General features: G+C 71.5%; 13 protein-coding genes. 6 read left to right on the top strand and 7 right to left on the bottom strand.

Going from position 1 to position 13,182, the window contains the following annotated elements:
• Positions 1-3 precede the first annotated feature (3 nt).
• From purN to ACZ6O5_RS03910, 3 genes are all read left to right on the top strand, one after another.
• A complete protein-coding gene (purN, locus tag ACZ6O5_RS03920; protein WP_465974368.1) occupies positions 4-624 on the top strand; it encodes a phosphoribosylglycinamide formyltransferase in 621 nt (206 codons plus the stop codon).
• On the top strand, positions 621-2,192 hold the full coding sequence (gene purH / locus ACZ6O5_RS03915) for a bifunctional phosphoribosylaminoimidazolecarboxamide formyltransferase/IMP cyclohydrolase (RefSeq protein ID WP_465974367.1): 1,572 nt from the start codon (positions 621-623) through the stop codon (positions 2,190-2,192). The genes purN and purH overlap by 4 nt, the downstream gene beginning before the upstream one ends.
• Before the next feature lie 290 nt (positions 2,193-2,482).
• Positions 2,483-2,887: a hypothetical protein gene (locus tag ACZ6O5_RS03910; protein ID WP_465974366.1), complete on the top strand. Its 405-nt coding sequence runs from the start codon at positions 2,483-2,485 to the stop codon at positions 2,885-2,887.
• A 146-nt stretch (positions 2,888-3,033) separates the two neighbouring features.
• On the opposite strand, the gene ACZ6O5_RS03905 is transcribed toward ACZ6O5_RS03910, so the two are convergent.
• The 6 genes from ACZ6O5_RS03905 to ACZ6O5_RS03880 form a co-directional block, all read right to left on the bottom strand.
• Positions 3,034-4,062, bottom strand: a complete 1,029-nt coding sequence (locus ACZ6O5_RS03905) for an ABC transporter ATP-binding protein (protein ID WP_281937953.1) — start codon at positions 4,060-4,062, stop codon at positions 3,034-3,036.
• Positions 4,046-5,083: an ABC transporter ATP-binding protein gene (locus tag ACZ6O5_RS03900; protein ID WP_465974365.1), complete on the bottom strand. Its 1,038-nt coding sequence runs from the start codon at positions 5,081-5,083 to the stop codon at positions 4,046-4,048. Before ACZ6O5_RS03900 ends, ACZ6O5_RS03905 begins: the two co-directional genes overlap by 17 nt.
• Positions 5,084-5,090: 7 nt before the next feature.
• On the bottom strand, positions 5,091-6,047 hold the full coding sequence (locus ACZ6O5_RS03895; RefSeq protein ID WP_465974364.1) for an ABC transporter permease: 957 nt from the start codon (positions 6,045-6,047) through the stop codon (positions 5,091-5,093).
• Positions 6,040-6,978 (bottom strand): ABC transporter permease, encoded by a 939-nt coding sequence (locus tag ACZ6O5_RS03890; protein ID WP_281937951.1) that lies wholly within the window; start codon positions 6,976-6,978, stop codon positions 6,040-6,042. The genes ACZ6O5_RS03895 and ACZ6O5_RS03890 overlap by 8 nt, the downstream gene beginning before the upstream one ends.
• A 90-nt stretch (positions 6,979-7,068) precedes the next feature.
• Entirely contained in the window at positions 7,069-8,667 is a 1,599-nt protein-coding gene (locus ACZ6O5_RS03885) for a peptide ABC transporter substrate-binding protein (protein WP_465974363.1), read from the bottom strand.
• Between the two features lie 17 nt (positions 8,668-8,684).
• A complete protein-coding gene (locus ACZ6O5_RS03880) occupies positions 8,685-8,849 on the bottom strand; it encodes a hypothetical protein (protein WP_465974362.1) in 165 nt (54 codons plus the stop codon).
• 64 nt (positions 8,850-8,913) lie between these two features.
• Here ACZ6O5_RS03880 and ACZ6O5_RS03875 point away from each other — a divergent pair, with 64 nt between their 5' ends.
• Together ACZ6O5_RS03875 and mdh are read left to right on the top strand one after the other, a co-directional pair.
• Positions 8,914-9,777, top strand: a complete 864-nt coding sequence (locus tag ACZ6O5_RS03875) for a bifunctional methylenetetrahydrofolate dehydrogenase/methenyltetrahydrofolate cyclohydrolase (RefSeq protein WP_465974361.1) — start codon at positions 8,914-8,916, stop codon at positions 9,775-9,777.
• Between the two features lie 99 nt (positions 9,778-9,876).
• Entirely contained in the window at positions 9,877-10,827 is a 951-nt protein-coding gene (mdh, locus tag ACZ6O5_RS03870; protein ID WP_107158973.1) for a malate dehydrogenase, read from the top strand.
• A 188-nt stretch (positions 10,828-11,015) separates the two neighbouring features.
• Here the strand turns inward: mdh and ACZ6O5_RS03865 are convergent, their stop codons facing one another.
• Positions 11,016-11,798: an MBL fold metallo-hydrolase gene (locus ACZ6O5_RS03865; RefSeq protein WP_465974360.1), complete on the bottom strand. Its 783-nt coding sequence runs from the start codon at positions 11,796-11,798 to the stop codon at positions 11,016-11,018.
• Between the two features lie 100 nt (positions 11,799-11,898).
• On the opposite strand from ACZ6O5_RS03865, the gene ACZ6O5_RS03860 reads away from it, so the two are divergent.
• On the top strand, positions 11,899-13,116 hold the full coding sequence (locus tag ACZ6O5_RS03860; RefSeq protein ID WP_107158977.1) for an NADP-dependent isocitrate dehydrogenase: 1,218 nt from the start codon (positions 11,899-11,901) through the stop codon (positions 13,114-13,116).
• Positions 13,117-13,182 lie beyond the last annotated feature (66 nt).

Genomic DNA, 13,182 nt, shown 5'->3' with positions numbered 1-13,182 from the left:
CGCGTGACCGAGCCCGCGTCCGTCGCCCGCCTCGTCGTCCTTGTCTCCGGCTCCGGCAGCAACCTCCAGGCGTTGCTGGAGGCCGCCACCGACCCCGGCTACGGGGCCCGGGTGGTGGCCGTGGGCGCCGACCGCGACGGGATAGCCGGCCTGGACCGGGCCGCCGCGGCCGGCGTGCCGTCCTTCGTCGAGCGGGTCAAGGACCACCCCACCCGGGCCGACTGGGACAAGGCGCTCACGGCCCGGGTCGCCGAGCACCGGCCCGACCTGGTGATCAGCGCCGGCTTCCTCAAGCTGGTCGGCCCGGAGTTCCTCACCGCGTTCGGTGACCGCTACCTGAACACGCACAACACGTTGTTGCCGGCGTTCCCCGGCATCCACGGCCCCCGCGACGCGCTGGCGTACGGCGTGAAGGTCACCGGGGCCACGCTGTTCTTCGTCGACGCCGGGATGGACACCGGCCCGATCGTCGCCCAGGTCGCCGTACCGGTGCTCGACGACGACGACGAGGAGACGCTCACCGAGCGCATCAAGTCCGCCGAGCGGCGCCAGCTCGTCGAGCAGGTCGGCCGCCTGGTCCGTGAAGGTTGGACGATCACCGGCAGAAAGGTCACCGTTCCGTGAGCACCCATGACGACGCCCGTCGCCCGATCCGGCGCGCGTTGGTCAGCGTCTACGACAAGACCGGCCTGGTCGAGCTGGCCCGCGCCCTGCACGAGTCCGGCGTGGAGATCGTGTCGACCGGCAGCACCGCGTCGACGATCTCCGGCGCCGGGGTGCCGGTCACCCCGGTCGAGCAGGTCACCGGCTTCCCGGAGATCCTCGACGGCCGGGTGAAGACGCTGCACCCGAAGATCCACGGCGGCCTCCTCGCCGACCTGCGCAAGGACTCGCACGCCACCCAGCTCGACGAGCACGGCATCGCCGGGATCGACCTGCTGGTCTCCAACCTCTACCCGTTCCAGGCCACGGCCGCCTCCGGCGCCGACGCCGACGAGTGCGTGGAGCAGATCGACATCGGCGGTCCGGCGATGGTGCGGGCCGCCGCGAAGAACCACGCCTCGGTCGCGGTGGTGACCGACCCGGCCGCGTACCCGGCGGTGGTGGCCGCGCTCGCCGACGGTGGGTTCACCCTGGCCCGGCGTCGTGCGCTGGCGGCCCGGGCGTTCGCCGACATCGCCGACTACGACGTGGCGGTGGCCGACTGGTTCGCCACCACGGTGGCCCCGGCCGAGGACGGCTGGCCGGAGTTCGCCGGGTTGGCGCTGCGCCGCCAGGCCGTGCTGCGCTACGGCGAGAACCCGCACCAGGCGGCGGCGCTCTACACCGACCCGGGTGCCCCGGCCGGGCTGGCCCAGGCCGAGCAGTTGCACGGCAAGGAGATGTCCTACAACAACTACGTCGACGCGGACGCCGCGTGGCGGGCCGCGCACGACTTCGCGGACCAGCCGGCGGTGGCGATCATCAAGCACGCCAATCCGTGCGGCATCGCGGTCGGCGCGGACGTGGCCGAGGCGCACCGCAAGGCGCACGCCTGCGACCCGGTCTCCGCGTTCGGCGGCGTGATCGCGGTCAACCGGCCGGTGAGCGTGGAGTTGGCCGGCCAGGTCGCGGAGATCTTCACCGAGGTGCTGGTGGCGCCCGGCTTCGACGAGGGCGCGCTGGAGTTGCTGCGGGCCAAGAAGAACATCCGGCTGCTGCGGGCGCCCGCGTTCGCCAGCCGGCCGGCGGAGTGGCGGCAGGTCAGCGGCGGCGTGCTGGTGCAGATGCGGGACGCGGTCGACGCGCCCGGCGACGACCCGTCCGGTTGGACGCTGGCCACCGGCGACCCGGCCGACGAGGCGACGCTGCGCGACCTCGCGTTCGCCTGGCGGGCGGTGCGCGCGGTGAAGAGCAACGCGATCCTGCTGGCCCGCGACGGCGCCACCGTCGGCGTCGGGATGGGCCAGGTCAACCGCGTCGACTCGGCGCGGCTGGCGGTCAGCCGGGCCGGCGACGAGCGGGCCCGCGGCTCGGTCTGCGCCTCGGACGCGTTCTTCCCGTTCGCCGACGGCCCGCAGATCCTCATCGACGCCGGTATTCGGGCGATCGTGCAGCCCGGGGGCTCGATCCGCGACGAGGAGACCATCGCGGCCTGCAAGGCGGCCGGCGTGACGATGTACCTCACCGGCACCCGCCACTTCTTCCACTAGGTCTGTCCCGCACGGGTTGCACCTTGCCGCCGATTACCGTGCGTAGCCGCGGCGGAGGGACAATCAGATCTGCGCGGTATACCTCAGAGGCATATTTATGACTCTGAGGTATACCGCTTCAGACACCATTGGTGCCCCTGCCCCGACACGCCGAGGGCTGGGGGCGAAACGCGCCGGCCCCGGGTGGCCCGCCGCCGCGCGTCGTTGCCGGCCCTGCGGGCGGTTGCTAGCGTGTGCCGGCGACGATCGATCGACCGTCTCCACTGTCCGTGAGCCCCGGCAGGTGTGCCATGCGCGTGCGCGACCGGTTGACCGCCGTCGTCGTCACACTGGCGTTCGTCCTGGCCGCGCTCGGCCTCTCCGTCGTCGGCGCGCACACCCTCGACCCGTCCGTCGTCGGCGGGAACGCCGTCGGGCCGGCTGCCGTCGTACCCGCCTCGGGGTGCCGGGCCGGGCCGGTCGCGTCGCTCGGCGCGTACCCGCAACGGCGGTGCGCGGAGCTGTCCGGCGGGTGGTGGGGTGACCGGCGCGGCGGCCTCGCCTACGGCGACGGGCCGGACGAACCGCTCCCGACCGCGCCCCCGAGCGTCGCCGGCCCGGTGGTGTCGGCGCGGCTCGCGCCGGGACACCGGTCACCGGCCCGGCCGCTGCCGCCGCGTGGCGCGCTGGCCGCGCGGGCGCCGCCCACCGCCTGAGTCGCGCCGGAGCCTGCCGCGCCGGAGCCTGCCGCGTCGACCCGGCGGTTCCACCGCGCGCTGCCGTCGCCCACGGGGGCGCCCCTCACGCACCCCGTCCACGTCCCGCTGCGGCCCCGCCCCTCCTTCCTCCGGGGGACGGGGCCTCAGACGTCCGGGCGCACCTCGGCGAAGTGGCAGGCGCTGGGGTGTGGGTCGGCGGCGCGGGGCACGGTCTGCGGGTCCTGGACGGCGCAGACCTCCTCCGCCTTCCAGCACCGGGTGCGGAACCGGCAGCCCGACGGCGGGTCGGCCGGGCTGGGCACGTCGCCGCTGAGCCGGATGATCGTCCGGCGGTCGCGGGCCTCCGGGTCGGGCACCGGCACCGCCGAGAGCAACGCCTGGGTGTACGGGTGGGTGGCGCGCTGGTAGATCTGCTCCTCGGTGCCGATCTCCACGATCCGGCCCAGGTACATCACCGCCACCCGGTCGCAGATGTGCCGGACCACGGACAGGTCGTGCGCGATGAAGATGTACGACAACCCGAACTCGTCCTGGAGCTGCGCCAACAGGTTGATCACCTGGGCCTGGATGGAGACGTCCAGCGCCGACACCGGCTCGTCGCAGACGATGATCTCCGGGCGCAACGCGAGCGCGCGGGCGATGCCGATGCGCTGCCGCTGGCCGCCGGAGAACTGGTGCGGGTAGCGGTTCACGTGCTCCGGGTTGAGCCCGACCACGTCCAGCAGCTCCTGCACCCGCTGCCGCCGGCTGCCCTTCGGCGCGGCGTCCGGGTGGATCGCGAACGGCTCGCCGACGATGTCGCCGACCGTCATCCGCGGGTTCAACGAGGTGTACGGGTCCTGCATCACCATCTGCATGTTCCGCCGCAGCCGCCGCAGCTCCCCGCCGGACGCCCGGAACAGGTCCCGCCCCTCCAGCGTGGCCCGGCCGGCGGTCGGCGTCTCCAGCCGCATCAGCAGCCGGGCCAGCGTGGACTTGCCGCAGCCGGACTCGCCGACCACGCCGAGCGTCTCGCCCCGGCGCAGCTCGAAGCTCACCCCGTCGACCGCCCGCACCGCGCCGATCTGCCGTTTGAACAGCACGCCCTGGGTGATCGGGAAGTGCTTGACCAGCTCGTCGACGGCGAGGACGGTCTCGCCGCGAACCTTGGCCGGGCTAGCGGGCGCGGTCATCGTGGACCTCCTGCGCGAAGTGGCACGCGCTGGTCCGGCCGTCGCCGAGCACCAGGTCGTGCGGCACCTCGTCGACACAGACCTGCTGCGCGTACGGGCAGCGGGGGTGGAACGGGCAGCCGGGCGGGATCCGCATCAGGTTCGGCGGCAGCCCCGGGATGGTCGACAGCGCCTGCCCGCGCACGTCGAGCCGGGGGATCGACTCCAGCAACCCCTTGGTGTACGGGTGGGCCGGCGCCCGGTACAGCGAACGCACGTCGGCGTGCTCGATGATCCGGCCGGCGTACATGACCGCGATCCGGTCCGCCACGCCGGCGACCACGCCGAGGTCGTGGGTGATCAGGATGAGCGCCATGCCGAGGTCCCGGCGCAGGTCGGCCAGGAGGTCCATGATCTGCGCCTGCACGGTGACGTCGAGCGCGGTGGTGGGCTCGTCGGCGATCAGCACCTTCGGGTCCAGCGCCAGCGCCATGGCGATCATGACGCGTTGCCGCATCCCGCCGGAGAACTGGTGGGGGTAGTCGCCGAGCCGCTTCGCCGCGGCCGGGATGCGGACCAGGTCCATCAGCTCGACCGTGCGGCGGCGCGCGGCGGCGCGGGACAGTCCGGCCCGCTGCCGCAGCGACTCGCCGATCTGCCAGCCGACCGGGAAGACCGGGTTCAGCGCGGACAGCGCGTCCTGGAAGATCATCGCGATCTCTGTGCCCCGGACCTGCCGGCGTTCCTCCTCCGACCGGGTGAGCAGGTCCCGCCCCCGGTAGCGGATCTGACCGCCCCGCACGTACGCGGGCGGGGTGTCCAGGATGCCCATGATCGCCTGGGCGGTGACCGACTTGCCGGAGCCCGACTCGCCGAGCACGGCAAGCGTCTCGCCGGCGTCCAGGTGGTACGTCACCCCGTTGATCACCCGGGCCACGCCCTCCCGGGTGCGGAACTCGACGTGCAGGTCCCGCACCTCCAGCAGGTGCCCCTCGGGCGGGGTGGGGGAGGCCGGCGTGGGCCGGATCGCGGACTCGGTCATGGGGAACTCACCGCAGCTTCGGGTCGAAGGCGTCGCGGACCGCGTCGCCGAGCATGATGAACGCGAGCACTGTCAACGCGAGGAAGACCGACGGCACGATCAGCGGCGTGGCCGACTCGCGCATGTGCACCCGGCCGGCGTCGATGTCGATTCCCCAGGAGACGGTCGGCGCCTTCAGCCCGATGCCGAGGAAGCTCAGCGTCGCCTCGGCCGCGATGAACGACCCGAGCGCGATGGTGAGCACCACGATGGCCGGCGCGAGCGCGTTCGGCAGGATGTGCCGCCACATGATCCGGCCGTCGCCGGCCCCGAGCATCCGGGCCGCGGCCACGTAGTCCTGCTCCCGGGCGGTGATCACCGAGGAGCGCACCACGCGGGCCGCGGTGGTCCAGCCGAGCAGCGCCAGCACCAGGATGACCGCGAACAGGCGTACCGTCTCGCCGCTGGTGCTCACGCGCTTGAGCAGCACGATCGCGGCCAGCAGCAGCGGGATGCCGAGCACGATGTCGATCACCCGGGAGAGCACCGCGTCGACCCAGCCGCCGAAGAAGCCGGCGAGCATGCCGACGACCAGCGCGATCACCCCGGTGATCACCGCGGAGAACGCGCCCACCAGCAGCGAGGCCCGGGCGCCGTAGACCGCTCGGGCGAACGTGTCGCAGCCCTGGAAGTCGTACCCGAAGATGGCCCCGCCGGACGGTCCGGCGTGCTGCCGGGAGAGCACGCAGTCGCGCGGGTCGTTGGACGTGAACAGCCCGGGCGCGACGGCCATCGCGGCGACCAGCACGACCAGCAGCAGGCTGACCCAGAAGACCGGGTTGCGGCGCAGGTCGCGCCAGGCGTCGCCGGCCAGGCTGCGGGACCTGCCGGGTCGGCCGGCCCGGTCCGGGGTGCCGGGCTCGCCGGAGACGCCGCGCCGCGCCGACTGGTCCTCCGTCGCCGCCACCGTCTCGAAGTCACTCATATCTGATCCTCGGGTCGAGTACGGCGTAGAGCACGTCCACCACCAGGTTGGACAGCAGGTAGACCACGACGAGCACGCTGACGATGCCCACCACCAGCGGGCCGTCCTCGGTGCGGATGCCGCGGAACAGGTTGAAGCCGACGCCGGGGATGTTGAACACGCCCTCGGTGATGATCGCGCCGCTCATCAGGTTGCCCAGCTCGACGCCGAGGAACGTGACCACCGGGATGAGCGAGTTGCGCAGCACGTGCACGCCGACGATCCGGCGACGCACCAGGCCCTTCGACCGGGCGGTGCGGACGTAGTCGGCGCGCAGGTTCTCGGTCACCGAGGTCCGGGTCAGCCGCAGCGCGGTGGCCAGCGACAGCGAGCCGAGCACGATGCCGGGCAGCAGCAGAGCCCGGAACGAGGGCTGGGCGCCCGCGGTGGGCGGGAAGATCGGCCAGCGTACGCCGAGGAAGTACTGTGCCAGCGGGGCCAGCACGATGGTGGGGATGCCGAGCACCAGCAGCGTGAGCACCAGCGTGGCGTGGTCGAAGACGCCGGAGCGGCGGATGGCCGCGATGACGCCGGCGGTGACCCCGAAGATTACGGTCACGGCCAGCGCGATAAGCGCCAGTTTCACGGTGACCGGCCAGGCGGCGGCCAGGATGTCGCCGATCTGCCGGCCGGTGAGCGACTGGCCGAGGTCACCGCGGAGCAGGCCGCCGAGATAGTTCAGGTAGCGGTAGAAGAAGCCGCCGACCCCGGTCGCGTCCAGGTGGTACTTCTCGGTCAGGTAGGCGCGTTGGGCGGCGGTGACCGGCCGTTCCCCGGCGAGCGCCTGGATCGGGTCGCCCTGCCCGGCGAACATCAACGCGTAGACGATCAGCGTGGTCCCGAAGAACGCGAGGACCATCTGGAGCAGTCGCCGCAGGATGAACCGGAACATGCCTGCGAGTCTGCCGAAGATGGGGCAAATGCGTGCCAATGCCAAGGCCGGGCCACCCGGTGGGGGTGGCCCGGCCCTGTCGGGGGTGGGTCAGGCGCGTTCGATCTTCAGCAGGTCCACCCGGTCGAAGAGGTCCACGTGGACGTTCTTGACCTTGGTGGAGTGGCCGAAGTTGTTCTGCCCGTACCGCAGCGGGATCACCGGCAGGTCCTGCGCGAGCAGGTCCTCCGCCGCCTGGTACTTCTTGACCGCCTCGTCCGCGTTCGCCGCGCGGGCGCCTTCGGCGAGCAGCTTGTCGAACTCCGGGTTCGAGTAGCCGTAGTAGTTCGACGAGCCGTTGGTGCTGTACAGCGGGCCGAGGTAGTTCTCCATGGACGGGTAGTCCATCACCCAGCCCATCCGGAACAGGCCCACCGACTGCTTCTGCTTGAGCTTGGTCAGCAGGTCGGCGAACTTCGGCTCGGCGTTGCCCACGCACTCCACGCCCAGGTTGGCCTTGAGCTGGTTGCAGGTGGCGTCGATCCAGTCCTTGTGGCCGCCGTCGCCGTTGTAGGACAGCTCGATCTTCTTCGGGCCGCCCGCGGCCTCGTACATCGCCTTGGCCTTGACCGGGTCGAACGCGCCGGCGGTGCCGATGGTGTTCTCCCGGTAGCCGGCGACCACCGGCGAGACGAACGAGCGCGCCGGCTGCTGCGAGTCCTTGAAGATCGACTTGGTGATCTCGTCCCGGTCGATCGCCATCGAGATGGCCTTGCGCACCTCGGGCTTGCTGAACTCCTTCTGGAACGTCGGGAACGCCAGCACCTGGAGCGACGAGGCCGGGCTCTGCTGGAACCGGTCGCCGAGGTCGGTGGCGGCGGTCGACAGGTTCTCGGTCGGGATCGTCTTGATCACGTCGAGGTTGTCCGACAGCACGTCCGCGTACGCGGCGGTCGGCTGCTGGTAGATCCGGAACTCGACGCCGCCGACCTTGGGCTGCTGGCCCGGGAACGCGTCGTAGCGCTCCACCTCGACCTTGGCGTCGTGCTGCCAGGAGCCCTTCATCTTGAACGGGCCCTGACCGATCGGCGTCTGCTCGTACCCCTCGGCCAGCACGCCCGGCGCGGAGAACGCGGCCTTCGGCAGCGGGTAGAACGCGGTGTAGCCGAGCATGGTCTTGAAGTCCACGTACGGCTCGGTGAGCGTCACGGTGAACGTCAGGTCGTCGACCTTCGACAGGCCGCTGAGCGTCTCCGCCTTCGGCTTCTCGCCCTGGAGGTCCTGGTAGCCGGCGATCTTCTCGAAGAAGTAGCTGGAGTTCTGGCCGTTCGGCGCGTACGCGCCGTAGTTCCAGGCGTCGAGGTAGTTGTCGGCGGTGACCTTCTCGCCGTTGTGGAACGTGTAGCCGGGCTTCAGCTTGATCGTCCAGACCTTGTTGTCCGACGACGTCACCGACTCGGCCGCCACCTCGTGCGGCTTGTTCGCCTCGTCGTAGTCGACGAGCGGGCTGAACAGTGCCGACAGCACCTGCGAGCCACTCGTCTCGTTGGTGTTGGTCGGCACCAGGTGCTGCGGCTCGGCGATCTCGATCCGCACGGCCGCGTCGGGGTCGCTTGCGCCGCCGCTTCCGCCGCCGGAGCCGCAGGCCGTCAGGCCCAGGGTCACCGCGAGCGGCAGAGCGGCCCAGGCCGCGAGCCTACGAACACGCATGGAGTCTCCTCATCTCCTCACGCTGCGCGGTCGGCCCGACGCTGGGTGACGCTGCGCAACGAGCCGTAACGGTAGGTCGCGCTGCGGCGGATCGACAACGGATGCGTTGCGAGCTGGTAACGGAACGTGCCGTCGAGTCCCGTTTCGTGGCCCGGATGACCACTCTCAGTGACGGAAACCACGTTGCGGAGCGTGGTCGGTGCCCGTCGTCGTCCGGCTCGCCGGGGAACGTGAGACGATCACGGCGTGACGGCGACGATCCTGGACGGCAAGGCCACCGCGGCGGAGATCAAGGACGAGCTGCGAGCGCGGGTGAAGGCGCTCGCCGAGCGCGGCATCACCCCCGGGCTCGGCACGGTCCTGGTCGGGGAGGACCCCGGCTCCCAGGCGTACGTCAACGGCAAGCACCGCGACTGCGCCGAGGTCGGCATCGCCTCGCTGCGCGTCACGCTGCCGGCCGACGCCACCCAGGAACAGCTCGACGCGGCACTGGCCGAGCTGAACGCGGATCCGGCCTGCCACGGCTACATCGTCCAGCTTCCGCTCCCGGCCCACCTGGACACCCAGCGGGCGCTGGAGTCGATCGACCCGGACAAGGACGCCGACGGCCTGCACCCGGTCAACCTGGGCCGGCTCGTGCTCGGCTACGACGCCCCGCTGCCCTGCACCCCGCGCGGCATCGTCGAGCTGCTGCGCCGGCACGACGTGCCGCTGCGCGGCGCGAACGTCGCGGTGGTCGGTCGGGGCAACACGGTCGGCCGCCCGCTCGGCCTGCTGCTCACCCGGCGCAGCGAGAACGCCACCGTCACGCTCTGCCACACCGGCACCCTGGACCTCGCCGGCCACACCCGCACCGCCGACATCGTCATCGTCGCGGCCGGCGTGCCGGGGCTGCTCACCGCCGACATGATCACCCCCGGCGCGACGGTGGTGGACGTCGGCATCACCCGGGTGATCGGCGACGACGGCAAGGGGCGCTACACCGGCGACATCGACCCCGAGGTGGCCGAGGTGGCCGGCAAGATGGTGCCGATGCCCGGCGGCGTCGGCCCGATGACCCGGGCGATGCTGCTCACCAACGTGGTCGAACGCGCCGAGCGGGATGCCTGACCACCCAGACAGGTCATAACCGTCCGCCCCTCGCCCGATCGGTGCCAGGATGGCTGATACGGTCCGGAAAACCGACTGGTATCAGGGAGTGGGACGACCATGGGTAAGAAGGTCACTGTCGTCGGGGCCGGCTTCTACGGCTCCACCACCGCACAGCGCCTGGCCGAGTACGACATCTTCGAGACCGTCGTGATCACCGACATCGTGGAGGGCAAGCCGGCGGGCCTCGCCCTCGACCTCAACCAGTCGCGGCCGGTCGAGGGCTTCGAGACCAAGCTCGTCGGCGTCACCACCGGCCCGAACGGCGAGGGCTACGAGGCCATCGAGGGCTCGGACGTCGTCGTCATCACCGCCGGCCTGGCCCGCAAGCCGGGCATGAGCCGGATGGACCTGCTGGAGACGAACGCCAAGATCGTCCGGCAGGTCTCCGAGAACGTCGCCAAGTACGCCCCGAACGCCGTCGTCATCGTGGTGTCGAACCCGCTCGACGAGATGACCGCGCTGGCCCAGATCGCCACCCAGTTCCCCAAGAACCGGGTGCTCGGCCAGGCCGGCATGCTCGACACCGCCCGGTTCACCAACTTCGTCGCCGAGGCGCTGAGCGTGCCGGTGAAGTCGGTCCGGACCCTGACGCTCGGCTCGCACGGCGACACCATGGTCCCGGTACCGTCGAAGAGCACCGTGAACGGCAAGCCGCTGCGCGACGTCATGCCGGCCGAGCAGATCGAGGAGCTGGTCGTCAAGACCCGCAACGGTGGCGCCGAGGTGGTCGCGCTGCTCAAGACCGGTTCCGCCTACTACGCGCCGTCCGCCGCCGCGGCCCGGATGGCGAAGGCCGTGGCCGAGGACTCCGGCGACGTGATGCCGGTCTGCGCCTGGGTCGACGGCGAGTACGGCATCTCCGGCGTCTACCTGGGCGTCGAGGCCGAGATCGGCGCCGAGGGCGTCAAGCGGGTCGTGGAGACCGAGCTGGACGCCGACGAGCTGGCCGCGCTGAAGGAGGCCGCCGAGGCCGTCCGCGCCAAGCAGGGCGACGTCGCCTCCATGTGACCTGAGCACCACCCGCCGCGAGGGGCGGCCGGCTTCCGCCGGCCGCCCCTCCCGCGTCCCACCCCCTCCCACCCCCCACCCACCCCCGCCCCACGCGCGCAGATTCACGGAAAATGTGGCCATTCTCCCCGGGAGAGCCACTCTTTCCGTGAATCTGCGCGCGGTGAGGGTGGGGGTGAGTGGTGGGGTCAGGGGTGGGGAGTGAAGGGGGCGCCCAGGTGGGGGGTGGCCAGGAGGAGTGGGGAGAGGGTCGACAGGACGCGCTCGCGGGTCCGGCCGGCCCCGGCCCGGTCCTCCTCGTGCACGTAGCACAGTGCCGGGTCGATCAACTGGATCGCGTGCACCAGCAGGTCGCCGGTGACCAGGAGACGCTCGTCGCCGGACTCCACCAGCACGGACTGGTGCCCGGGGGTGTGGCCGGGCGTGCTCAGCACGCGTACCCCCGGGGTGAGGTCGGTGTCGCCGTCGAGCACCCGCAGCCGGCCGTCGGCGCGCAACGGCCCGAGCAGCCGGGCCGGCAGTTCCGGGTGGAACAGCTCCAGCGCGTCCAGTTCGGCGCGCTGCACCACGTGGTCCGCATTGGGGAAGAGCGGGCCGGCCCAGCCCACGTGGTCGCTGTGCAGGTGGGTGAGGACGACCGTGCGGACGTCCGCCGGGTCGATGCCGGCGTCGGCCAGCTCGGCCGGCAGCCGGCCGGGCACCGGCGCCCAGCTCGCCGCCGGGGCGTCCGCCGGGCCGATGCCGGCGTCGACCAGGGTGACCGGCCCGTCACCGGTACGCAGCGCGAACGCGCGGAACGGCAGCCACCAGCCGCCGTCCGGCCCGACCGCGTCCGGGTCCCGCCGGTCCGCCTCGCGCCAGTTCGCCTCGGTGGCGTCGGGGAACGCCTCCTCGCGCGGCATGAAGAAGGGGCCCGCTCCGTCGAGCAGCGCGGTGATCGTGATGGACCCGAGCGTGTGCGTCAGCGGCATGCGGGAAGGGTGTCACCGCGAGGCCGGCTGGGTCACCTCCGAAGGTTTCCAGTACGCTCGTACTGCTTGAGCACGTGTCCCCCGAGAGGAGCGCCGGCCGATGGCGAAGATCAAGGTAAACAACCCGGTCGTGGAGATCGACGGCGACGAGATGACCCGGATCATCTGGAAGCAGATCCGGGAGCAGCTGATCCTGCCGTACCTCGACGTCGACCTGCACTACTACGACCTGTCGATCCAGTACCGCGACGAGACCGACGACCAGGTCACCGTCGACGCCGCCAACGCCATCAAGGAGCACGGCGTCGGCGTCAAGTGCGCCACCATCACCCCGGACGAGGCCCGGGTGGAGGAGTTCGGCCTGAAGAAGATGTGGCGGTCGCCGAACGGCACCATCCGCAACATCCTCGGCGGCGTGGTGTTCCGCGAGCCGATCATCATGTCGAACGTGCCGCGGCTCGTCCCGGGCTGGACCAAGCCGATCATCATCGGCCGGCACGCGCACGGCGACCAGTACAAGGCCACCGACTTCGTCGTCCCCGGCCCCGGCAAGGTCACCATCACGTACGCCCCGGCCGACGGCGGCGCGCCGATGGAGATGGAGGTCGCCAACTTCCCCGGCGGCGGCATCGCCATGGGCATGTACAACTTCGACGAGTCGATCCGGGACTTCGCCCGCGCCTCGTTCCGGTACGGCCTGGACCGCAACTACCCGGTCTACATGTCGACCAAGAACACCATCCTCAAGGCGTACGACGGCCGGTTCAAGGACATCTTCGCCGAGGTGTTCGAGGCCGAGTTCAAGGCCGAGTTCGACGCCGCCGGCCTGACCTACGAGCACCGGCTGATCGACGACATGGTCGCCGCCGCGCTCAAGTGGGAGGGCGGGTACGTCTGGGCCTGCAAGAACTACGACGGTGACGTGCAGTCCGACACCGTGGCGCAGGGCTTCGGCTCGCTCGGCCTGATGACCTCGGTGCTGCTCTCCCCGGACGGCCGTACCGTCGAGGCCGAGGCCGCCCACGGCACGGTCACCCGGCACTACCGGCAGTACCAGAAGGGCGAGAAGACCTCGACCAACCCGATCGCCTCGATCTACGCCTGGACCCGGGGCCTGGCCCACCGGGGCAAGCTGGACGGCACCCCGGCGGTCACCGAGTTCGCCAACACGCTGGAGCAGGTCATCGTGGAGACCGTCGAGGGCGGCCAGATGACCAAGGACCTCGCGCTGCTCATCTCGCGGGACGCCCCGTGGCTGACCACCGACGAGTTCATGAACGCGCTCGACGAGAACCTGGCCCGCAAGCTCGCGGCCTGAGCCTCCTCGCCGATCACGACGGAGCCCGCCGGTACGCGCCGGCGGGCTCCGTCATGTCCGTGCGTC

It is taken from the genome of Micromonospora sp. NPDC049201 (assembly GCF_055586805.1).
The sequence above is the reverse complement of the archived record's forward strand: the minus strand, read 5'-3'. Positions and strand labels throughout refer to the sequence as shown.

Bases quoted from the DNA above. Each gene is read 5' to 3' on its own strand.
- ACZ6O5_RS03895 (WP_465974364.1), bottom strand. From the start codon at position 6,047: ATGAGTGACTTCGAGACGGTGGCGGCGACGGAGGACCAGTCGGCGCGG.
- ACZ6O5_RS03860 (WP_107158977.1), top strand. From the start codon at position 11,899: ATGGCGAAGATCAAGGTAAACAACCCGGTCGTGGAGATCGACGGCGAC.
- ACZ6O5_RS03910 (WP_465974366.1), top strand. From the start codon at position 2,483: ATGCGCGTGCGCGACCGGTTGACCGCCGTCGTCGTCACACTGGCGTTC.
- mdh (WP_107158973.1), top strand. From the start codon at position 9,877: ATGGGTAAGAAGGTCACTGTCGTCGGGGCCGGCTTCTACGGCTCCACC.
- ACZ6O5_RS03885 (WP_465974363.1), bottom strand. From the start codon at position 8,667: ATGCGTGTTCGTAGGCTCGCGGCCTGGGCCGCTCTGCCGCTCGCGGTG.
- ACZ6O5_RS03865 (WP_465974360.1), bottom strand. From the start codon at position 11,798: ATGCCGCTGACGCACACGCTCGGGTCCATCACGATCACCGCGCTGCTC.
- ACZ6O5_RS03900 (WP_465974365.1), bottom strand. From the start codon at position 5,083: ATGACCGAGTCCGCGATCCGGCCCACGCCGGCCTCCCCCACCCCGCCC.
- ACZ6O5_RS03905 (WP_281937953.1), bottom strand. From the start codon at position 4,062: ATGACCGCGCCCGCTAGCCCGGCCAAGGTTCGCGGCGAGACCGTCCTC.
- ACZ6O5_RS03890 (WP_281937951.1), bottom strand. From the start codon at position 6,978: ATGTTCCGGTTCATCCTGCGGCGACTGCTCCAGATGGTCCTCGCGTTC.